The 21,141-nt window shown below is 59.5% G+C and carries 13 protein-coding genes; 7 read left to right on the top strand and 6 right to left on the bottom strand.

Features of this window, described 5'->3' with window-relative positions; genetic code table 11:
- Positions 1 to 68 precede the first annotated feature (68 nt).
- From gntU to iclR, 3 genes are all read right to left on the bottom strand, one after another.
- Positions 69 to 1,406 (bottom strand): gluconate transporter, encoded by a 1,338-nt coding sequence (gene gntU / locus SERAS12_RS22950; protein WP_013814774.1) that lies wholly within the window; start codon positions 1,404 to 1,406, stop codon positions 69 to 71.
- Positions 1,403 to 1,942 carry a gluconokinase gene (gene gntK, locus SERAS12_RS22945; RefSeq protein ID WP_004948892.1) on the bottom strand — a complete coding sequence of 180 codons (540 nt, stop codon included), beginning with the start codon at positions 1,940 to 1,942 and terminating at the stop codon, positions 1,403 to 1,405. The genes gntU and gntK overlap by 4 nt, the downstream gene beginning before the upstream one ends.
- A gap of 236 nt (positions 1,943 to 2,178) precedes the next feature.
- Positions 2,179 to 3,009, bottom strand: coding sequence for a glyoxylate bypass operon transcriptional repressor IclR (iclR, locus tag SERAS12_RS22940; protein WP_013814773.1), 831 nt, complete (start codon positions 3,007 to 3,009; stop codon positions 2,179 to 2,181).
- A gap of 183 nt (positions 3,010 to 3,192) precedes the next feature.
- Here iclR and metH point away from each other — a divergent pair, with 183 nt between their 5' ends.
- A complete protein-coding gene (gene metH, locus SERAS12_RS22935) occupies positions 3,193 to 6,903 on the top strand; it encodes a methionine synthase (RefSeq protein WP_013814772.1) in 3,711 nt (1,236 codons plus the stop codon).
- Positions 6,904 to 6,980: 77 nt separating this feature from the next.
- On the opposite strand, the gene SERAS12_RS22930 is transcribed toward metH, so the two are convergent.
- Entirely contained in the window at positions 6,981 to 7,706 is a 726-nt protein-coding gene (locus SERAS12_RS22930; protein ID WP_013814771.1) for a UTRA domain-containing protein, read from the bottom strand.
- 318 nt (positions 7,707 to 8,024) lie between these two features.
- Here SERAS12_RS22930 and SERAS12_RS22925 point away from each other — a divergent pair, with 318 nt between their 5' ends.
- The 6 genes from SERAS12_RS22925 to SERAS12_RS22900 all read left to right on the top strand — a co-directional run bounded on the left by SERAS12_RS22925 (position 8,025) and on the right by SERAS12_RS22900 (position 14,488).
- Positions 8,025 to 9,086, top strand: coding sequence for an ABC transporter substrate-binding protein (locus SERAS12_RS22925; RefSeq protein WP_004948876.1), 1,062 nt, complete (start codon positions 8,025 to 8,027; stop codon positions 9,084 to 9,086).
- Between the two features lie 11 nt (positions 9,087 to 9,097).
- Positions 9,098 to 9,895, top strand: coding sequence for an alkaline phosphatase family protein (locus tag SERAS12_RS22920; RefSeq protein WP_013814770.1), 798 nt, complete (start codon positions 9,098 to 9,100; stop codon positions 9,893 to 9,895).
- A gap of 9 nt (positions 9,896 to 9,904) precedes the next feature.
- Positions 9,905 to 10,744 carry an ABC transporter permease subunit gene (locus SERAS12_RS22915; protein ID WP_013814769.1) on the top strand — a complete coding sequence of 280 codons (840 nt, stop codon included), beginning with the start codon at positions 9,905 to 9,907 and terminating at the stop codon, positions 10,742 to 10,744.
- 17 nt (positions 10,745 to 10,761) lie between these two features.
- Positions 10,762 to 11,547, top strand: a complete 786-nt coding sequence (locus tag SERAS12_RS22910) for an ABC transporter permease (protein ID WP_013814768.1) — start codon at positions 10,762 to 10,764, stop codon at positions 11,545 to 11,547.
- Positions 11,548 to 11,550: 3 nt separating this feature from the next.
- Positions 11,551 to 12,543 carry an ABC transporter ATP-binding protein gene (locus SERAS12_RS22905; RefSeq protein ID WP_013814767.1) on the top strand — a complete coding sequence of 331 codons (993 nt, stop codon included), beginning with the start codon at positions 11,551 to 11,553 and terminating at the stop codon, positions 12,541 to 12,543.
- Positions 12,544 to 12,838: 295 nt separating this feature from the next.
- Positions 12,839 to 14,488: a Na/Pi cotransporter family protein gene (locus tag SERAS12_RS22900; protein WP_013814766.1), complete on the top strand. Its 1,650-nt coding sequence runs from the start codon at positions 12,839 to 12,841 to the stop codon at positions 14,486 to 14,488.
- A gap of 51 nt (positions 14,489 to 14,539) precedes the next feature.
- On the opposite strand, the gene SERAS12_RS22895 is transcribed toward SERAS12_RS22900, so the two are convergent.
- Complete coding sequence (locus SERAS12_RS22895; protein WP_013814765.1) at positions 14,540 to 19,363, bottom strand: hemagglutinin repeat-containing protein; 4,824 nt, start codon at positions 19,361 to 19,363, stop codon at positions 14,540 to 14,542.
- A 45-nt stretch (positions 19,364 to 19,408) separates the two neighbouring features.
- The gene (locus tag SERAS12_RS22890; RefSeq protein ID WP_013814764.1) at positions 19,409 to 21,085 is read right to left on the bottom strand and encodes a ShlB/FhaC/HecB family hemolysin secretion/activation protein; all 1,677 of its coding nucleotides are present in this window, start codon (positions 21,083 to 21,085) and stop codon (positions 19,409 to 19,411) included.
- Positions 21,086 to 21,141: the final 56 nt, after the last annotated feature.

Below are 21,141 nucleotides of genomic sequence, written 5' to 3'. Positions count from 1 at the left end.
CTGCCCCCGGTGGTTGATTGCAGCCCTGATGTGCAATGACCGGGGGCGGGTTATGTCGTTATATTTTTTTAAAACAGGGTGAAGGCGGCCATGCCGATGATCCCACCCACGCTACCCAGAATGGTTTCCATCACCGTCCAGGTTTTCAGCGTTTGAAGTTCGTTGGCGCCGGTAAATTTACCGAACAGCCAAAAACCGGCGTCGTTCACGTGGCTGAGTACAATCGAGCCGCCGGCGATGCAGATAGCCAGCGCGGCCAGTTGCCCGCCGCCCAGCCCCAGTAGGCTGGTGACCGGCAGCACCAGGCCGACGGTCGTCAGGCAGGCGACCGTCGCAGAACCCTGAATCACCCGCACTACGGCGGACAGCGCGAAACAGGCTACGGCGATCGGCAGGCCGGCGCCGATCATGGCGTCACCCAGCGCCGGGCCAACGCCGGAATCCACCAGGATCTGTTTGAATACGCCGCCCGCGCCGGTCATCAGCAGGATAATCCCGGCGGGTTGCACTGCCGCAGAGCAGATGGCCAGCGTTTGTTCATTGGTCATGCCGCGGGGTTTCGCCAGGCCGTAAATCACGATCAGACAGGCGATCAAAATGGCGGTGAACGGGTGGCCGATAAACTCCAGCCACTGCTGCAATGGTGAGCCGGGCGTGACCAGCCGTGCGCCGATGGTTTTCATGCCGACCAGCACCAGCGGGCAGAGTACCAGCGCCAGGCTAAAGCCAAATGACGGCAGATTGCCCTTATTGAGCGTAGGTTCGTTTTCCTCCGCCGGCATTGGCCAGTTAACGAAGCGGCTGATAAAGCTGCCGTACAACGGGCCTGCAATCAGCATGCCGAGAATGGCGGCGACCAGCCCGATGGCGATCATCCAGCCGAAATCGGCCTTCATCTGCGAAGCCAGCAGCATCGGCACCGGTCCCGGCAGCAGGAACGAAGCGGCTGCCGCGACGCCGGCAAACAGCGGAATAGCCAGCTTGACGATGTTGCCGTCGGTGCGGCGCGCCACGGCAAAGACGATGCCGATCAGCAGCACCACCGCCACGTCAAAGAACAGCGGCAGGGCGCAGATCAAACCGGCGATGCCGAGGGCATAATGCGCCTTGCTCTGACCGAAACGTTTCAGTAAATGCGCCGCAATTTGGTCCAGCGCGCCGACCTCATGCAGGATCTTGCCGAACATGGCACCCAGCGCCACCACAATCGCCAGAAAGCCCAGCGTATCGCCCATGCCTTTTTGCATGGTGTCGGCGATGCGGTCGAGTGGCATGCCGGAGAAGATACCGGCGGCGATAGACACCAGCATTAACGCGACGAAGGCGTGCATGCGCGCCTTCATCACCAGGAATAACAGCAGTAAAACCGAGCCGACTGCGGTACCGACCAGCGTTATCGTACTCACGCGCACACGTCCTGTGGCAGGAAGCTTTGGATATGGCGCACCGTATCGGCAATTACGCCTTCCAGCGGCTGATTGATGTCGACAGCCATCACGTCGCTTTCATCGACGCCTGGCTGTTCCAGCGCGGCGAACTGGGTGACCAGCATTTGCGGTTTGAAGAAGTGGCCGTTGCGCGCCGCCAGACGGGCTTCGATCACCGGGAAATCGCCGTGCAGATAGATGAATGACAGGTTGCCGTTACCGGCGCGCAGGCGATCGCGGTAATGCTTTTTCAGCGCAGAGCAGACGATGATCGACACGCTGTTGGTGCGCTGCATGGCGAAGGCGGCGTCGTTGAGCGCGGCCAGCCACGGAGCGCGGTCATCATCGTTGAGCGGCTCACCGGCGGCCATTTTCAGGATATTGCTGCGTGGGTGCAGGAAATCGCCGTCGAGGAACCCGGCGGACAGTTGGCGGGCGGTCGCCGCGGCCACGGCGGATTTGCCGCTGCCGGAAACGCCCATGATGACGTAGATCCGGTTTTGATTGTTGGTCATGGCTTAGCTCCAAAACGGCAAACAGGGTTAACTTACATGCATTGTTACCGGTAACATGTTATCGGTAACATTGTCGAAGGAAGTTTGGCCGGTTGCAATGGGCTTTAGCGGTGAGGATCGTTAACTGTGATCGGCTTCAAGGTTTTTTCGGGGCTGGAAACACTCTGCCTACAGAGTTTTACATGCTGACAACAGCATGGGATACGGGGCGCCGCTGGCGGCGCCCCGGGGTAACTTCAGCGTACGCCGCCGTACTCCAGGCTGATCTCTTTCGCGGCGTGGATCACCAGCGCGCCCAACTCAATTACGCGGTTGTCGGTGATGCGCGACACCGGGCCGGAGATCGAAATGGCGGCGAAGGCTTCCCGGTGCTCATCGAAGATGCAGGCCGCCACGCAGCGCAGGCCGAGGGCATGCTCCTCGTCGTCGAAGGAAAAGCCCTGTTTGCGGATCTGCGCCAACCCTTCCTTCAGGTTATGCGGCGTCATCGTATGTTGGGTGTAGGTCTGCATGCCCTTTTTATGCAGCAGTTTGGTGACTTGCTCATCCGACAGGGTAGAGAGAAAAGCCTTCCCCGCACCGGAGGCGTGCATCGGCAGTTTACCGCCGATCGGCGCCGACATGCGCATCAGCGCGGTGCATTGCACCTGATCGATAATGATGGCCTGATACTCGCTGGTATCCAGCACGGCCAGATTGACCGTCTCGCCGGATTCTTCCATCAGACGGCGCAGCGTCGGGTGCACCATCGCCAGCAGGTTACGGCTCTGCAGAAAGCTGCTGCCGACCACAAAGGCGTGTGAGCCAAGGGTCCACAGGCCCAGATCGCCCACCTGCCGCACGAATCCCTGCTGTTGCATGGTGGTGAGCAGGCGGTGGGTGGTGGAATTCGGCAGCCCGGCCTGCTGGGCCAGATCGGTCAGCGCCACGTTTCCCTGGGCTTCGGCAATGTATTCCAGCAGTTTCAGGCCACGGGTCAGCGATTGAACCTGACCGGTCGCCGCGCTGGCGGCCGGCGAGGCGGTGCGGGGCTTTTTGCCGCGTTTGGCGGGAGCGGGGGTGACCATAATTCGCATTCCTCTTTCCGTATTATGGAATTCATTTTCGTTTTTTGCGTATTAATTGCAAGCCGTCTGTCATCTCATCGGATGTGTTGTCGGGCAACCTGAAAAACTCTCAATAGCCGCGCGCCACTTTGGCCCTACAAGCTGTGCTAGGATGACTCGTTGGTTTTTGCGGCAGTTTAAGCGATGGGTTGGATGGCAATCGAAGGGGTTACAGTGACAAATCGAGTAGAACAACTGCGCCGGCAGTTAGCACAGCGCATTTTAGTGTTGGACGGCGGCATGGGCACCATGATCCAGAGCTACCGGCTGGAAGAGAGCGATTTTCGCGGCGAACGTTTTGCCGACTGGCAGAGCGATCTGAAAGGCAATAACGACCTGCTGGTGCTGACCAAGCCGGAAGTGATTACCGCGATCCACTACGGGTATCTGGAAGCGGGCGCCGATATTCTCGAAACCAACACCTTCAACTCCACTTCCATCGCCATGGCCGACTACCATATGGAGTCGCTGTCAGCCGAGATTAACTATCAGGCCGCCTGTCTGGCGCGCGCCTGTGCCGACGAATGGACCGCACGCACGCCGGATAAACCGCGCTACGTAGCCGGGGTGCTTGGTCCGACCAACCGCACCGCATCCATCTCGCCGAACGTCAACGATCCGGCATTCCGTAATGTCTCCTTCGACGAACTGGTGGCAGCCTACCGCGAATCAACGCGCGCGCTGGTGGAAGGCGGCGTCGATCTGATCATGATCGAAACCATTTTCGATACCCTGAACGCCAAAGCCGCCGCCTTTGCGGTGGAAACCGAATTCGAAGCGCTGGGGGTGGAATTGCCGATCATGATCTCCGGCACCATCACCGACGCCTCCGGCCGCACCCTGTCCGGCCAAACCACCGAAGCCTTCTATAACTCGATGCGTCACGTCAAGCCGCTGAGCTTTGGCCTGAACTGTGCATTGGGGCCGGACGAGCTGCGTCAATACGTTGCCGAGCTGTCGCGCATCTCGGAAACCTACGTCACCGCGCACCCGAACGCCGGTTTACCCAACGCTTTCGGCGAGTACGATCTGGACGCGCAAGAGATGGCGAAACAGGTGGGTGAGTGGGCGCATGCCGGTTTCCTCAATATTATCGGCGGTTGCTGCGGCACCACGCCGGAGCATATCGCCGCAATGGTCGATGTGGTGGCGGGCGTACCGCCGCGCCCCTTGCCGGATATCCCGGTAGCCTGCCGTTTGGCCGGCCTTGAACCGCTAAATATCGACGCCAAAACGCTGTTCGTCAACGTCGGTGAACGGACCAACGTTACCGGTTCTGCACGCTTCAAACGGCTGATCAAAGAAGAAAAATATAACGAAGCCTTGGCCGTGGCACGCCAGCAGGTGGAAAGCGGCGCGCAGATAATAGATATCAACATGGATGAGGGGATGCTGGACGCCGAAGCGGCGATGGTGCGTTTCCTCAGCCTGATTGCCGGCGAGCCGGACATCGCCCGGGTGCCGATCATGATCGACTCCTCCAAATGGTCGGTGATTGAAAAAGGCCTGAAGTGCATTCAGGGCAAAGGCATCGTTAACTCCATCTCGATGAAAGAAGGCGAAGAGGCCTTTATTCACCATGCCAAACTGGTGCGCCGCTACGGCGCGGCGGTGGTGGTCATGGCGTTTGACGAGGTTGGCCAGGCCGATACCCGCGAGCGCAAGTTCGAGATCTGTCGCCGCGCCTATAAAATTCTGACCGAACGCGTCGGCTTCCCGCCGGAAGACATTATTTTTGACCCGAACATTTTTGCCGTCGCCACCGGTATCGAAGAGCATAACAACTATGCCGTCGACTTTATCGAGGCCTGCGCCGACATCAAAACCCACCTGCCGCACGCGATGATCTCCGGCGGGGTGTCCAATGTGTCGTTCTCGTTCCGCGGCAACGATCCGGTGCGCGAAGCGATCCATGCGGTCTTCCTGTACCACGCGATCCGCAACGGTATGGACATGGGCATCGTCAACGCCGGGCAACTGGCGATCTACGACGATCTGAGTGACGAACTGCGTAACGCGGTGGAGGATGTGATCCTCAACCGCCGTGACGACGGCACCGAACGCCTGTTGGATCTGGCGGAGAAATATCGCGGCAGCAAAGACAACGAAGTGGCGGTGCAGCAGGCGGAATGGCGCGGCTGGCCGGTGGAAAAACGGCTGGAATACTCGCTGGTGAAAGGCATTACCGAGTTTATCGAGCTGGACACCGAAGAGGCCCGGCAGCGTGCGGATCGTCCGATCGAAGTGATCGAAGGGCCGCTCATGGCAGGGATGAACGTGGTTGGCGACCTGTTCGGCGAAGGCAAGATGTTCCTGCCGCAGGTGGTGAAGTCCGCCCGCGTGATGAAGCAGGCGGTGGCCTATCTGGAACCCTACATTGAAGCCAGCAAGCAGAAAGGCACCACGGCGGGCAAAATCCTGCTGGCGACGGTGAAGGGCGACGTGCATGACATCGGCAAGAACATCGTCGGCGTGGTGTTGCAGTGCAACAACTACGAAATCGTCGATCTGGGCGTGATGGTGCCGACGGAGAAAATCCTGAAAACCGCACGCGAACAGAACGTGGACATCATTGGCTTGTCGGGGCTGATCACCCCGTCGCTGGATGAAATGGTCAACGTGGCGAAAGAGATGGAGCGCCAGGGCTTTACCCTGCCGCTACTGATTGGCGGTGCGACCACCTCCAAGGCGCATACTGCGGTGAAGATTGAACAGAACTACAGCGGCTCGACCACCTACGTGCAAAATGCCTCCCGCACCGTGGGCGTGGTGTCGGCGTTGCTGTCCGATACTCAGCGTGACGATTTTGTGGCGCGCACCCGCAAAGAATACGAAACCGTGCGTATCCAGCATGCGCGTAAAAAACCGCGCACCCCGCCGGTCAGCCTGCAGAAAGCGCGCGATAACGCCATGGCGCTGGATTGGGAAAACTACCGGCCACCGGTGCCGAAGCAGCTTGGGGTACATGCGGTGGAGGCCGGCATCGAGACGCTGCGCCAGTACATCGACTGGACACCGTTCTTTATGACCTGGTCGCTGGCAGGTAAATACCCGCGGATTCTGGAAGACGACGTGGTGGGTGAGGAGGCCAAGCGCCTGTTCGCTGATGCCAACCAGATGCTGGATATGCTGGCCGCCAACGGCAGCCTCAATCCGCGCGGCGTCTACGGCTTGTTCCCGGCCAACCGCGTCGGTGACGACATCGAGGTGTATCGCGACGAAAGCCGCGATGAGGTGCTGGTGGTCAGCCGTCACCTGCGCCAGCAGACCGAGAAAACCGACTTCCCGAACTACTGCCTGGCGGACTTCGTCGCGCCGAAAAGCAGCGGCAAGGCCGACTATTTCGGCGCTTTCGCCGTGACCGGCGGTCTGGAAGAGGATGAACTGGCGGCGGCCTATGATGCGCAGCATGATGATTACAATAAAATCATGATCAAAGCGTTGTCCGATCGCCTGGCGGAAGCCTTCGCCGAGTACTTGCATGAGCAGGTGCGTAAATTGCACTGGGGCTTTGCCGCTGACGAGAATCTGAGCAACGAAGAGCTGATCCGCGAGAACTACCAGGGCATCCGCCCGGCACCGGGCTACCCGGCCTGCCCGGAGCATACCGAGAAAGCGGAGATCTGGCGCCTGTTGGACGTTAACCGCCACACCGGCATGGAGCTGACCGAATCCTTCGCCATGTGGCCGGGAGCGGCGGTGTCGGGCTGGTACTTCAGCCATCCGGAGAGCAAGTACTTTGCGGTGGCGCAGATCCAGCGCGATCAGGTGGAAGACTATGCGGTGCGCAAAGGCATGAGCATCAGTGAAGTTGAACGTTGGCTGGCGCCTAACCTGGGCTACGACGCCGATTGATGACGGAGGGGCGCGGCATGCGGCGCCCCTGTCAGCCAGTTCCTCTCGCAGGGGGCCCACATGTTGGCCCCGCCTTCTTATCCTTCGTCGTTCGCTACCGCCTCCACATCAATGTGCAGTGCGTCGTAGCGCCAATACTCCAAATCGCAATCAATCACCCGATCGTGCTGATCCCGGTTCACCCGGGTAATAAACAGCGACGGACTGCCGTAGGTGACCTTCAGCATCGCGGCTGCCTCCTGCGGTAACAGGGTCGGCAGCATATCGAAGCGCACCCGGCCATAACGGATACCGTAGCGCTCTGCGTACAGCGCGGTCAGCGACTGCGTCAAATCGGCATCCAGGATACCGGCGAAGTAGGCCGGGTTGAGGTAGTGCTCGCAATACAGCACTGCACGCGCGTCGATAAAGCGTAGCCGGCGGATGCGGTAAACCTCTGCGCCCTCCGGCAGTTCCAACCGTCGCGCCAGGGCGGCGTCGGCCTGCACGTGGCCACTGTCGATAACCTGGGTGTGGGCGCCGCGCCCCTGCTGCTGAGCCATGGCGTGGAAGTGGCTGCGCTGCAACGGGTTGTACACCAACCGTGGCGGTGAGATAAACCAGCCGCGCCTCACCTGACGGTAAATCACCCCCTGCGCCTCCAACTGGCCGAGCGCTTCCTGCAGCGTAATGCGGGTGGTGGAAAACTGCTCGCTCAGGGCGCGTTCCGAAGGCAGCTTGCCGCCGGCGCTGAATTCCCCCGCGATGATGCGGGCGTTCAACGTCTGGCAGATTGCCGCCACGGTGGTTGATCCTTCACTCATGACACATGCCCCATTTCAGTGCGTTTATACCCGTCGCCTTTCAAGTTGCAGCGTTGTTACCTGCACTCGCTCACCCAGGTTACTTACTTAAGTAAGCGCTCAGGGATGAGCGAGCTGGGCGCCTAGCTGCAACTTGAAATTCATAGGGTATAACTCTGTAGTTAAGGTAGACCAGCGGGCGGCCCCTCGAGGCGTAAATGAGATAAAACTGCTGCTTTTTTGGGCTGACATATAATTATCACATTCGTCCGTTAGATTGGCTTGGTTCTTGCTGGACTAGTCCAGCCACTTCCCACACTACCACCTGGAGCATCTGTTATGAAACGTTTGTGCGCTTCTGTGTTAACCAGTGCCATTGTACTGACCAGCCAGATGAGCTGGGCTGCGGATCCCGATCTGGCTGCGCTGGAGCAGGCTGCCAAGAAGGAAGGTGAAGTCAACAGCGTCGGCATGCCGGACAGCTGGGCCAACTGGAAAGACACCTGGCAGGATCTGCAGAGCAAGTACGGCCTCAAGCATCTCGATACCGACATGAGCTCGGCGCAGGAAATCGCCAAATTCGACGCGGAAAAGGGCAATGCCACGGCGGATATCGGTGATGTGGGCGCGGCATTCGGCCCCATCGCGGTGCAAAAAGGGGTAACCCAACCTTATAAGCCGTCCACCTGGGAGCAGGTGCCTGGCTGGGCGAAAGACAAGGATGGCCATTGGGCGCTGGCCTATACCGGCACCATTGCCTTCATTATCAACAAACAGCAGGTGAAAGAGATCCCGCATAGCTGGGCCGATCTGCTGAAAGGCACTTATCAGGTCACCATCGGTGACGTCGGTACCGCCTCGCAGGCGGCAAGCGGCGTGCTGGCGGCCACTTACGCCATGGGCGGCAACGAGAAAAACCTGAAACCGGGTCTGGAGTTCTTCGGCAAGTTGGCCAAGGCCGGGCGCCTGAGCCTGAGCAACCCGGTGATCGCCTCGTTGGAAAAAGGCGAAGTGCAGGTCGGCGTGGTGTGGGACTTTAACGGCCTGAACTACCGTGACCAGATCGACAAAACCCGTTTTGAAGTATTGATCCCGTCCGACGGCTCAATCACGTCAGGCTACACCACCATCATCAACAAATTCGCCAAACACCCGAACGCCGCCAAGCTGGCGCGTGAATACATCTTCTCCGACGCCGGTCAGATCAATCTGGCGCGCGGTTATGCTCGCCCGATCCGTGCGGAACACCTGACGCTGCCGGACGACGTAAAAGCCAAGCTGCTGCCGGCCGAACAGTATAAAAACGCCCACCCGATCGCCGATCCGGCAGCCTGGGAACAAAGCGCCAAAACGCTGCCGCGCCAGTGGCAGGAAAACGTCATTATGTTTATGCAGCAGTGAGTTAAGCCATCATGAAAACGATCCTCGTACTGCTGGACGGCCTGAACTATCAGGTGGCGCATGACGCCATGGGGTATCTGCAGGCCGAGTGTGCGGCAGGGCGCGGACGGTTGTATCAGCTGGAGAGCGAGCTGCCTTCGCTCTCTCGGCCGCTGTATGAATGCATCCTCACCGGCGTGCCGCCGGTGGAGAGCGGCGTGGTGCATAACCAGGTATCGCGCCTCTCGCATCAGCAAAGCGTGTTTCACTATGCGCGCGCCGCAGGGCTGACTACCGCTGCGGCCGCCTACCATTGGTTCAGTGAGCTGTATAACCGTACCCCGTTCGACGCCGCGCGCGATCGCCATACCGACGATGCCGGGCTGCCCATTCAGCACGGCCATTTTTATTACGACGACCGCTACCCGGACTCCCATCTGTTTGACGATGCCGAAAGCCTGCGCCGCCGTCATCAGCCCGATTTCCTGCTGATCCATCCGATGAACATCGACGATGCCGGACACCGCTTCGGCCTGTCTTCACCGCAGTACCGTAACGCGGCGCGCAATGCCGACGGTGTGCTGTCGCGCTATCTGGGCGACTGGCTAAGTGCCGGATATCAGGTGATGGTGACGGCCGATCACGGCATGAATGACGACCGCAGCCACGGCGGTGTATTGCCGGAGGAGCGACAGGTGCCGCTGTTCGTGTTCGGTGCGGCTTTCAGCCAGAACGACGCCAACCCGCAGCAAACCGACCTGTGCGGCACGCTGTGCGAGGTACTGCAGGTAGCGCACGACAAACCGCGTTGCCGTGCGCTGTTGGCATAAGGGTGAATAATGAAAGCTAAGTGGATTGCCGCGCTGTGCCTGCTGCCGTTTATCCTGCTGTTCGGCGCGTTTCAAATCGCGCCGCTGGTGTGGATTGCGGTCAGCAGTTTTTTCAGCCAGACCAGCGGTTGGGGGCTGGGCAATTACGTTGACGTCCTGACCTCGCCGTTCTATCTGCAGGCGTTTCAGTTCTCGCTGGAGATTTCCCTCTGGTCGAGCGTTTACGGGCTGCTGATTGCCCTGGTCGGCAGCTACTCGCTGCGTCAATTGGGTCAGACGCGGTTCCACGATTTTGTGATGTCGTTTACCAACATGACCAGCAACTTTGCCGGGGTGCCGCTGGCCTTCGCCTTTGTCATCCTGTTGGGGTTGAACGGCTGCCTGACGTTGCTGCTGCGCAAATACGGCCTGATGGAGAGCTTTAACCTTTACTCCAAAACCGGGCTGATCGTGCTTTACACCTATTTCCAGATCCCGCTGGGCGTATTGTTGTTGTACCCGGCGTTCGACGCGCTGCGTGAGGACTGGCGCGAGTCGGCCTCGCTGCTCGGCGCCAGCCCGTGGCGCTACTGGCGGCATATCGGCCTGCCGGTGCTGGCGCCGGCGCTGATGGGCACCTTTGTCATCTTGCTGGCTAACGCGTTGGGTGCCTATGCCACGGTATATGCGCTGACCACCGGTAATTTCAACGTGATACCGATACGTATTTCGTCGCTGGTGGCGGGGGATATTTCCCTCGATCCGAACCTGGCCAGCGCGCTGGCGATGCTGTTGGTGGCGATGATGGCGTTCATTACCCTGATCCACCAATGGCTGTTGCGCAGGAGTTACCTGAATGCGCGCTCATAATGTTGCGGAGGGCGGCCATGTCCCGTTTTGAAACCGGCTACCACCGCGTGGTGACCAGTCTGCTTTTGTTGATCCTGCTGTTACCGCTGGCGGCGACGCTGATTTACGCGCTGGCCACTCAGTGGGGCGCCACCATCCTGCCGGACGGTTTTACCCTGAAGTGGGTGACGGCGCTGTGGAGCGATCCTCGTTTCCTGTTGGCGCTGTGGCACTCATTGCTGATCTGTTTCGGCACCCTGGTGCTGGCGGTGGTGGTGATTTTGCCGATGATGTTCGTGATTGCGTACTATTTTCCCAAACTGGACGCGGTGATGAATGTGCTGATCCTGTTGCCGTTCGCCGTACCGCCGGTGGTGTCGGCGGTCGGGTTGATGCAGCTGTTCGCCGCCGATCCGCTGCCGCTGCTCGGCACGCCCTGGATCCTGATCGGCTGCTACTTCTCGATTGCCCTGCCGTTTATTTACCGGGCCATCAGCAACAACATGCAGGCGATCAACCTGCGCGATCTGATGGACGCTGCACACCTATTGGGCGCCAGCACCTGGCAGGCGGCGCTGCTGGTGGTGCTGCCGAACCTGCGCAAGGGCGGAATGATTGCGGTGCTGCTGTCGTTCTCGTTCCTGATTGGCGAATTCGTCTTCGCCAACCTGCTGGTGGGCAGCCGGTATGAAACGCTGCAGGTTTACCTCTATAACATGCGCAACGGCAGCGGCCACTTCACCAGTGCACTGGTCATTTCTTATTTCGCCGTGGTGTTGATTGTCACCTTACTGGCGAATTTGCTGAATAAAAATAAGGGCTAACGCATGGCATATCTCACTGTCACCCGCCTCAACAAACACTACGGCCAGACCCAGGTGTTTCAGGATATCGATTTTACCGCCGAGGAGGGCGAGTTCGTCACGCTGCTCGGGCCGAGCGGCTGCGGTAAATCCACGCTGCTGCGTTGCCTGGCGGGACTGACATCGGTCGACAGCGGGCAAATCTTGCTGCAGGGCCAGGATCTGGTGCCGGTGCCGCCGCAAAAGCGCGGCATCGGTATGGTGTTCCAGAGTTATGCGCTGTTCCCGAACATGACCGTTGAAGGCAACGTGGCGTTTGGCCTGAAAATGCAGAAACTGGCGGCCGGGCAGATCCAGCATCGGGTAGAGGAAGTGCTGGCGCTGGTGGAGTTGACCGAACTGGCGAAGCGTTATCCGCATCAACTGTCCGGCGGGCAGTGTCAGCGGGTAGCGCTGGCGCGATCGCTGGTGACCCGCCCGCGTCTGCTGCTGCTCGACGAGCCGCTGTCGGCGCTGGACGCACGTATCCGCAAGCATCTGCGCGAGCAGATCCGCCGTATCCAGCGTGAATTGAACCTGACGGCAATCTTCGTCACCCACGATCAGGAAGAGGCGCTGACGTTGTCGGATCGCATCGTGCTGATGAACAAGGGCCAAATCGTGCAGAGCGGTGATGCGGAAACCCTGTATACCCAGCCGGCTAACGTCTTCGCCGCCGGGTTTATCGGCAACTACAATCTGCTGAGCGCCGAACAGGCGAGCGCGCTCACCGGCCGCAGCTACGCCGGCAAGGTGGCGATACGCCCTGAATCCATCGCGCTGCTGCCGGCCGGGCAGGGGATCGAGGGGATGATCCTCAGCCATAGCCTGCTGGGGAATGTGGTACGCTACCGTGTCCAGGTTCGTGGCGTTGAGCTGTTGGTTGACGCGCTCAACCGGTCGGTCGAGGATTTGCGGCCCGACGGCAGCGAAATTGGACTACACTTGGAAACTGTTACATTACGGGAAGTTGCATGACTTCGCTGCGGCAATCAATGATAACTCCAGGGTAATTCCTGCCGTTGCGTTAACCCTCCAATATGCGGTCTGCAGCCTGTTACCGCTGTCCTGCCCGACTACCGCCCGGCAGGCAGGATAGCCTGCTATACCCGTCGCCTTTCAAGCTGCAGGTGTGTTGGCCGCGCGGTCTCACCCCAGTCACTTACTTGAGTAAGCTCCTGGGGATTCACCCGCTTGCCGCCGTCCTGCAGCCCGAAATTCATAGGGTATGGATTTGATTTTTCCTGCCGGGTGTTAATGGAGCGTATTTTCCGTGTTGACCCTTCTCCACCTGCTTTCCTCCGTGGCGTTGTTAGTGTGGGGTACCCACATCGTGCGCACCGGGATTATGCGGGTCTACGGCGCTAACCTGCGCCGGGTATTGAGCGACAGCGTCGAGAAAAAACCGCTGGCGTTCGTCTCCGGTATCGGCGTAACCGCGCTGGTACAAAGCAGCAACGCCACCGCGCTGCTGGTCACCTCTTTCGTCGCGCAAGGGTTGGTGGGGCTGGCGCCTGCGCTGGTGATCATGCTGGGTGCCGACGTCGGCACCGCCTTGATGGCACGGGTGCTGACCTTCGATCTCTCCTGGCTGTCGCCGCTGTTGATTCTGGTCGGCGTTTTCTTGTTCCTCAGCCGCAAGCAAACCCGGGTTGGCCAAATGGGGCGCGTGTGCATCGGCCTCGGGCTGATCGTACTGGCGCTGGAGCTGATCGTGGCCGCCGCGACGCCCATTACCCAGGCGGCGGGTGTGAAAGTGCTGTTCTCGTCGCTGACCGGCGACGTGATGCTGGATGCCCTTACCGGCGCGCTGTTCGCCATCGTCAGCTATTCCAGCCTGGCGGCAGTGTTGCTGACCGCCACCCTGACCGCATCCGGCGTGATCTCGCTGAAAGTGGCGCTGTGTCTGGTGATTGGCGCCAATCTCGGCAGTGGCCTGTTGGCGGTCATCAATACCAGCGGCCAGAACGCCGCCGGCCGTCGGGTGGCGCTCGGCAGCCTGTTGTTCAAGCTGATTGGCTGCGTGCTGGTGCTGCCGTTTGTCTCTTATCTGGCAGAGGTAATGACCCGCCTGCCGGGCGAAAACGAAGAACTGGTGATCTATTTTCACGTCTTCTACAACCTGATCCGCTGCCTGATACTGATCCCGTTGGCCGGGCCGATGGCGCGTTTATGCGAAACCCTGATTGCCGACGTGGCGGCCGACGATCCCCGCCTGCGGCCGCGACACCTGGACGCCAGCGCGCTGGATACGCCGACGCTGGCGCTGGCCAATGCGGCGCGTGAAACCCTGCGTATGGGCGACGTGGTGGAACACATGATGATCCTGCTCCGCGAAGTGCTGCACGGCAAGAATGGGCAGGATAAAGAGGTGCGGCGGTTGGACGACGATGTCGACGTGCTGTATACCGCCATCAAGCTGTATCTGGCGCAGATCCAGAAAGAGGATTTGGGCGAAGAGGATTCGCGCCGTTGGGCGGAAATCATCGAAATGGCGCTGAACCTGGAGCAAGCCGGGGATATCATTGAGCGCATGACCGGCGACGTGGCGGCGAAATCGCACGCGGCGCGGCGGGCGTTCTCGGCGGAAGGCTTGGCGGAGCTGGATACGCTGCACGAGCGGCTGGTCGGCAACCTGCGCCTGAGCCTGTCGGTATTCCTGTCCGGCGATCTTACCAGCGCCAAACGGCTGCGACGCTCCAAACACCGTTTTCGCATTCTGGATCGCCGCTACGCGCATGCGCACGTCGATCGTCTGCATCAGCAAAACGTGCAAAGTATCGAAACCAGTTCGCTGCATCTGGGGCTGTTGGGGGATATGAAACGCCTGAACTCGCTGTTCTGCGCCGTGGCGTATAACGTGTTGGATCAGGATGAGCGCGATGATGAGCGTGAGTGGGACGATACGCCGAGCACGCTGTAAAAAAATGCCCCCGGTTAGGCCGGGGGCAGTGCCAGGTTTATTTAACGCGGGTTATTTACCCGAAAAGACCCCCGCCTTGGCATCGGCGGCCTGATTATTGATGTAGCCGCCAACCGGCGTTTCCAGTTTGACCGCGCTTTTACCGGCAATACCGAGCAGCGCGCCGGCAGACGCCGCCGCATCAAGATGCCCACCGCCCTGATAGCGGTTGCCCGCCACGTCCTGCTGTTCCACCTTGCCGTTACCCAGCGCTACCTGGCCCTGCTGGCTACGGATCTCACCGCCGGTCAGGTGGGTTTCGCCTTGCACGTTCAGCGCAACGCCATGTTTCCCGCTGATGGCGGACTGCACGCCAACCGCATCGTTATCGACCACATCGGCGTTCACCTTGAACTGCCCTTGCAGCCCGGCAGGGCCGGTCAGGGCTTCTTTGGACTTGTTGCCCAGGAAGCGAGCGCCGCGATCCCACAAGGGGCCTTTCTCTTTTGCACCCGCCGGCGCTTCCGGCAGCGTCACCTTGCCATCGGCCTTGCTGAAACTGACCGCCCCGGCGGTGTCCTGCTTCGGATCGAGGCGACGCGCTACGCTGTTGTACTTATCGGTGGTCGCGTCGGCCACTTTATTGATGCCGCCTTCCAGCTTCTCTTTCACGTTACCCGCATAGCGCGGGGTGCCCACTTTCGACAATTTGGAGGTGATGCTGCTGGCCGGATCGTTGGTGTGGCTCAGGCTGACATCCACATTGACCTTCACGCTGCTTTCGCTGTCTTTGCGGCTTTCGACGTGCAGATCGCCATCGATCTTGCCCTGCACCTGATCGGCATCCACCCTGGCGCCGGCCAGTCGGGTATCTTTACCGCTGTTGAGCGTCACTTTCCCGGCGTTAATCAGGGTATTGCCCTGAGTGGTTTTCTCCAGTTTATCCACGCCGACCTTCACGCCGGCACCCAGGGTGTGGGGGTCGCTGCCGCTGGTGGCATCAACCTGGCCGTTGGCATCCTTGTTGAAGGATTGACCGCCTTTGGCGTTGGCCTTCAGCCCCAGGTTCAGATTGTTTTTCTGCTCCTGATTCTGCACTGATTCCAGCACGATACCGCCGTTTTTCGCTTCGAGCGTAGCGCTATTACCGGTGACTTCAGCCCCCTGTAAATGCAACGCGTTACGCCCCGTGCCGCCGGCGGTAATCTTAACTGCGCCGCCGCTGGTGATCTTGCCGCCCTGATGGGCGTTGGAGGCTTCATCCACCTTGGCGATATCAAATGCGCCGCCAAGGGAGATGCCGCCACCGCTCTTTTTGGCGGAGTCGGTGCTGTTGCCACCGAGATCGATATTGCCCGACAGGCTGTCATCTTTACGCGTCTGGTGGGCGTTTGCCGCCGTCAGTGCAACCTGATTGCCCGCCTTGAGCGTAACGTCACCGTCGCTGCTCAGCACGCTGCCTTGCAGCGACAGGTCCTGGCCTGCGTCCAGCTCCACGCCCTGTTTGCCGCCGATGTTGCTGACGTGTGCGCTACTGCCGTCACTTTCACCCTGGTGGCGACCACCGCCTAACCCGACGCCAACGTTTTTGGTTTCTGGCGTGGAACCGCCTTTGGCCGAGGCTTTGACCGTGAGGCCACTGTGGCTCTCATGGTGGGTATCGGTGGCCTGATCAAAACGGATGCTGCCCTCTTCGGCTTTCACCCGCACCTTGCCGTCACCGGCGTCCAGTGCGGTGCCCTGATAAACGGCGTCCTTTTTAACCCGGATGTCGATACCCTTGGCGGCGCTGATGCTGCCGGTGACCGCCTGGCTGGCCGAACTGTCACTGCGTTTGTTACTGCCTTCGCCTTTGGCGTCAACGGTCAAATCACTACCGGTGGTGGTATAGACGCGTAAGCCGGCGCTGCCGTGAGTTTCGCTTTGGTTTTCCTGTTGGCGGTTTTCCGCCGCCTCACTGCGATGGCTGTCCGCCGTCAGCGTGACTGCACCTTGAGTCGCCTGATATTGGGTACCGCGATCGTGGATCTCGCCGGTGGCGGTCACCTCTATCTCCCCGGCGGTAATTTTGCTGACTACCGCCTTTGAATCGCCGGTGTGTGTTTCACTGCTGCCGCCCTTGGCGCCGATATCCAGCCCGACATTTGGCGCGCCGATACCGCCGATTTCGTTAATTACGCCGTTGGCATCCAACTGGGCAACTTTGCCCACCGCGCGTTCCACCGGGCGGGTGACAGCGCTGTAATCGACGTTAGCGCCGATATCCACGCCGACGTCTGTTTTGCGGGTAGTGCTGCTTTCGCTGTTAGTGGCCTCAAGATGGGAGACGTTGGCGACGTTTTCCTGATATTTCCCACCTACCAGATGCTGCGCGCCCTGCTGGGTGAGCCGATTTTTAGCGGTAATGGTCAGGTTGCCTGCGACATGGGTACCGGAGGTGACGGCCTTGCTGCTTTCTGCATGGGTTTTGCTGTTCTCATAGCCCCCTTCGATGCCGGAACCGAGTTTGTCGATGCCGCCGGTGTAATAGACGCCGCCGCCGATGTTGGTTTGTTCTGTGTCAGAGGCGGTTTTGTTATCGGCCGCCAGGAAAGCGACATTATCGCCGCTGATACTGGCATCGCCCTGGGTGGTGACCAGTTTGGAACCGCTGAAGGTCACGTCTTTATCCGCGTTCAGCGCCACGCTGCCTCCGCTCAGCAGGGCTGCCTGGTTCTCGGTGCGGGTGGTTTTCTCGCTGTCGCGGGTATGTTCGATGCGCAGACCGGCACGGTATTGTTTATCGCCTTTCTCGTTGGCATAGCCGTTGAGGGTGAGCGCAGTTTTCTGTTCGTCGATGCTTTGCTGCTGCTCGGCGGTCTTGACGTTGATATTGCCGCCGGAGCGGACGTCCAGTTTGCCGACGCTGCTCACCTGGCTACCCACCACGTCGGTATCTTTATGGCTGACCAACTGCAGATTGGTATCGGAAACCAGCTCACTGGCACTCGTCTGCTGGTGGCTGTTGTTGGATTTCTGCGAGCTGCTGGTGATGTTGAAAACGGTGCCCGTGCGGGCATCAATCTTGTCTATGGTAGTGCTGAGGGCGTTATCAATACGCAGACCACCTGCGGTGGCTTCAACGAAACCGCCCTGTTTGCCTCGCGCTTTGCTGCCGGTAATGGTCACGCCCTGTTTGCCGTTAAGCCTCAATACGCCATCGGCGGCCAGTTCGGAGGCGTTGCTGATCTCGCGGCGGTTGCTGTTGTCTTTATTATTGCCGCCGCCGATCCCGCCCCATGAGGTTGTATTGTCGCTAACCGTTTTCGTATTGACGGTCTTTTGTACGCCGATGTTGATCCGTTCTTTGGCGTTTATCGTGAGGTTGCCCTTCGTATGGAGCTTGGCTCCCTGAGTGATCAGGCTATTGCCGGCCGTAAGATCCAGCTCACCGCCGGCGTGCAAATCGCTGGCCTTCAGGCTCTCGGTTTCGTTGCTGTTGCTCCAATTGCCGGTGCGCAGGCTGGAAGTATGGTTGCGCTGGTAACCGCGTTCGCTGGTTTTGTCCCGCTCGACCAGCCCGGCGATCTGCACATCGCGCCTGGCTTCGATTTTTAGCGCGTCGCCTGCTGCAACCGCGGCGCCGAGCAACTTCACATCTTGCACCGTGGCAGTCAGCGTGGCGTTTTTGGTCGCGGTAATGGTACTGCCAATCTGCTGGAGCTGCTCATTTTCACGAGTAACGTCGTACTGCGAGGAATAGAACCATCGGTCGTTGGTCTGACCCTGGGTTTGCTTCAGTTGTTGGCCGTCGAGCGTCAGGCTGGCGCCTTGCAGCTTTATCTCATCGCCGCGAATATCGGTAGCGGTCAGGTGGTTGTTGTTATCGGCCAGCAGGCTGATATTTTTGCCCGCCAGCTCGGTACGGGTCAGTTTCTGAGTGGTGCTGCGGTCGTTGATGTAGATGCCACCGCGATAGTTTTGGTAGTTCTCACTGCTGTCATGCTGGGTGCCGGCGTTGCTGATCTGGCTTTCGGCGCGAATGTCATAGGCTTTCACGCTGATGTCGTCGCTGCCCCGCAGGCTGCCTGCCAGCTTCACGCCGCTACCTGCTGCGGTGTTGATGATGTTGATGCGCCCGGCCTGCATGCTGCCGAGGTAGTAGCTGTCCAGTGCACTCAGCGGCTGCTCGCTGCTGAGCACTCGCGCATCGCGCGATACGCGGTTATTGCCGCTGATGGCATTAATATCCGACACCATGTTTCCGGTTTTTTTATCGAATACCGGTGCGATGATCACCTCGCCACGGCTGTCGATTTTCGGCGCGATCAGATCCAGCACGCCACCGGCGTTCAACTTACCTTCCAGGCTCAAGACATTGCGGTTGCCCAGCGTACTGTAGCCTTGCAGCATGCCGTTTTCGACCAACGGGTTACCCACCACCAGCGATGAACGACTGGTATTGATAAAGCCGCAGCCATCGCAACTGATACCATTCGGATTCGCCAGTACGTAGTCGGCCGCCATGCCAAAAATTTCCTGTTGGCCGTGCAACAGTGACGGGTTGCGGCTGATCACTTCATTGAGGATCACGCTGGCTGCCTGGCCATTCAGATTTGGGTTGGCACCCAGTTGACCGGCCAGCTGCGACAGCCCGGCGTCGCGTGAGTTATTCAGCACGGCGCCAGGCTGGTTGACGTTAAAGTCCTGATACTGGTTATGCGACAGTCCGTGATCGTTGGGCGTCACGATGTTGACTACCTGCGCGCCGGTGGCGGCGGTTGAAACGCCGGGGCCATTAGCCCCGTTGGCCGCCACGATCTCCCCCGCGTAGCCGGCGCCGTACGAGGCGAGAATGATCGCCAGTGACGCGGCCAGCTTGCCCGTTGCGGAAAGCCTGAAATTATTGTTTTTCATCCATGTATCTCCCTATATCGCTGTGGTAGTGCAAAAAACCGCTGACTAAAAAGTGTATGAGAAGCGCGCCAGTAGCTGGATCGGATCATCGGGCATCGGGTGCCCGGAGAGGATCCAGCCACGGCTGGCTTCTACGTCGAGAATTGCCCGCTGGTAACGCAGAGTGACACCGGTACTCAGACCGGCGCTGCTTTGCCAGCCCGATGGCCGGTTGTCGCGCGGCAGGACCCGGCCGACGTCGGCGCCGACGCGCGGGGTGAGGGTGCTCTGGCCCAGGTTGAAGCTGCGCGACAGGGTATTTTGCAGATACCAACCGTTGTCGCCGGACAGCGTGCTGCGGCTGAACCCGCGGACTGCACTGCGGTCGGTCAGGCTGAGCCATTCCACGCCAGGCAGGCTGTCGCGGCTGTATTGCCCATACAGCAGGTTACTCAGCTGATAAGTTGAGCCGGCAAGCTGCACACGTTGGCTGAGGTTGGCAAACAGCTTGCCCTTGGTGAATTGAGCGTCGGGTAGCCCGGCAGCGGCGTGGCGGTCCGCGCCAAACCAGGGTAATCCCTGTTCCACGCTGAGGTTGGCGCTGATCAGGCCGGTGGGCAGGATCTGCAGGTGGTTGATCCCCAGTTCAAACAGGCTGAGCGTTGGGCTGTTGAGGCCGATGCGCACGGTGTCAAAATAGTTGTCGATGCGTTTATGGGTGAGCTGGCCGCTGAGGGTGTTGATCTGATCGCGATCGCGGTAAAACACATAGTCGCTGCGCAGGCCGTATTGCTGAGTCTGGCCGTGCAGCTTATAGCGGTTGAACGTCAGCTGTTGATGGTTCACGTATTCCGAATAGCTGGCGAATCCGCTAAAGGTGAAAGCGCCATAGGGCAGGGAATAAAGCAGGGTGTAGGCACGGTTATAGCGCTGTGCCGGATCTGTTAGCGTGCTGGTGGCGTTCAGGCTGACGAAATCCGACAGGCCGAATGGGCTGTCCAGCGTGGCGGTCGTACGCGCCAGCCACTGACCGGTCGTTTTTTGGCCATAATTGTCCGCCGTGGCGGTCAGTTGCCAGGGCTTGGCGTGCTGGTTATTCAGGCGAATAATAGAACCGCCCGTTTGGGTGCCGGGCAATATATCCAGCCGGGTTTTGTTTGATTGCAAACGATTGGCCTGATCCAATCCCTGATCGAGCTGAGTTAATTTCAAGGGCTTGCCTTCGAGCCCTGGAAATAATAATTGGCTATTCACCCAGCGGTCGCCGCCCTCTATTTTTTCGATAAACCCTTCGGTGACCCGCAGCCCTAATTCGCCATCGGCATTAGGGCGAATAAATTGCACACGCGCGGTGATGTAGCCTTTATCAACGTATAAGCGGGTTAATTCGCGCGTCAGTCGGTTAATGTCATTGCTGCTGATACAGCGCTGCGGCAGTGCGCTTAGCGCCGCCAAATCCTGCGCAGACAGCAGGGTGATCCCCTGTAAATACACGCCGGCGATCGGCAGGCACTGCGCAGAATGCGGTAGCGCCGGGGCTGCAGGCGCAGGTTCCGCCAACAATTGTTGCTGCTTGAGCTGCTGATAACGGCGCTGTTCTATCTGCTGATTCACTTCACGCGTGCTGTCTTGCAGGGCGCGACGTGATTCGCTCATCGGTGAAAAATCGCCCATTTCGGGCAGGGTAGCGGCGGGAAGTGCGGTGCTGAACAGCAGCGCCAGGGCGGCAGTTTTTTTAATCATTGTAATCCATTATGAGAAGCCGCCGGGGCAGCCTGCTCAATCCATGAGGTCAATAA

The sequence above is a fragment of the Serratia sp. AS12 genome (genome assembly GCF_000214195.1).
GTDB classification, from domain to species: Bacteria; Pseudomonadota; Gammaproteobacteria; order Enterobacterales; family Enterobacteriaceae; genus Serratia; species Serratia plymuthica.
This window is presented reverse-complemented; position numbering and strand designations above follow the sequence as displayed.

Bases quoted from the DNA above. Each gene is read 5' to 3' on its own strand.
- gntK (WP_004948892.1), bottom strand. From the start codon at position 1,942: ATGACCAACAATCAAAACCGGATCTACGTCATCATGGGCGTTTCCGGC.
- iclR (WP_013814773.1), bottom strand. From the start codon at position 3,009: ATGGTCACCCCCGCTCCCGCCAAACGCGGCAAAAAGCCCCGCACCGCC.
- metH (WP_013814772.1), top strand. From the start codon at position 3,193: ATGGGTTGGATGGCAATCGAAGGGGTTACAGTGACAAATCGAGTAGAA.
- SERAS12_RS22930 (WP_013814771.1), bottom strand. From the start codon at position 7,706: ATGAGTGAAGGATCAACCACCGTGGCGGCAATCTGCCAGACGTTGAAC.
- SERAS12_RS22925 (WP_004948876.1), top strand. From the start codon at position 8,025: ATGAAACGTTTGTGCGCTTCTGTGTTAACCAGTGCCATTGTACTGACC.
- SERAS12_RS22920 (WP_013814770.1), top strand. From the start codon at position 9,098: ATGAAAACGATCCTCGTACTGCTGGACGGCCTGAACTATCAGGTGGCG.
- SERAS12_RS22915 (WP_013814769.1), top strand. From the start codon at position 9,905: ATGAAAGCTAAGTGGATTGCCGCGCTGTGCCTGCTGCCGTTTATCCTG.
- SERAS12_RS22910 (WP_013814768.1), top strand. From the start codon at position 10,762: ATGTCCCGTTTTGAAACCGGCTACCACCGCGTGGTGACCAGTCTGCTT.
- SERAS12_RS22905 (WP_013814767.1), top strand. From the start codon at position 11,551: ATGGCATATCTCACTGTCACCCGCCTCAACAAACACTACGGCCAGACC.
- SERAS12_RS22895 (WP_013814765.1), bottom strand. From the start codon at position 19,363: ATGAAAAACAATAATTTCAGGCTTTCCGCAACGGGCAAGCTGGCCGCG.
- SERAS12_RS22890 (WP_013814764.1), bottom strand. From the start codon at position 21,085: ATGATTAAAAAAACTGCCGCCCTGGCGCTGCTGTTCAGCACCGCACTT.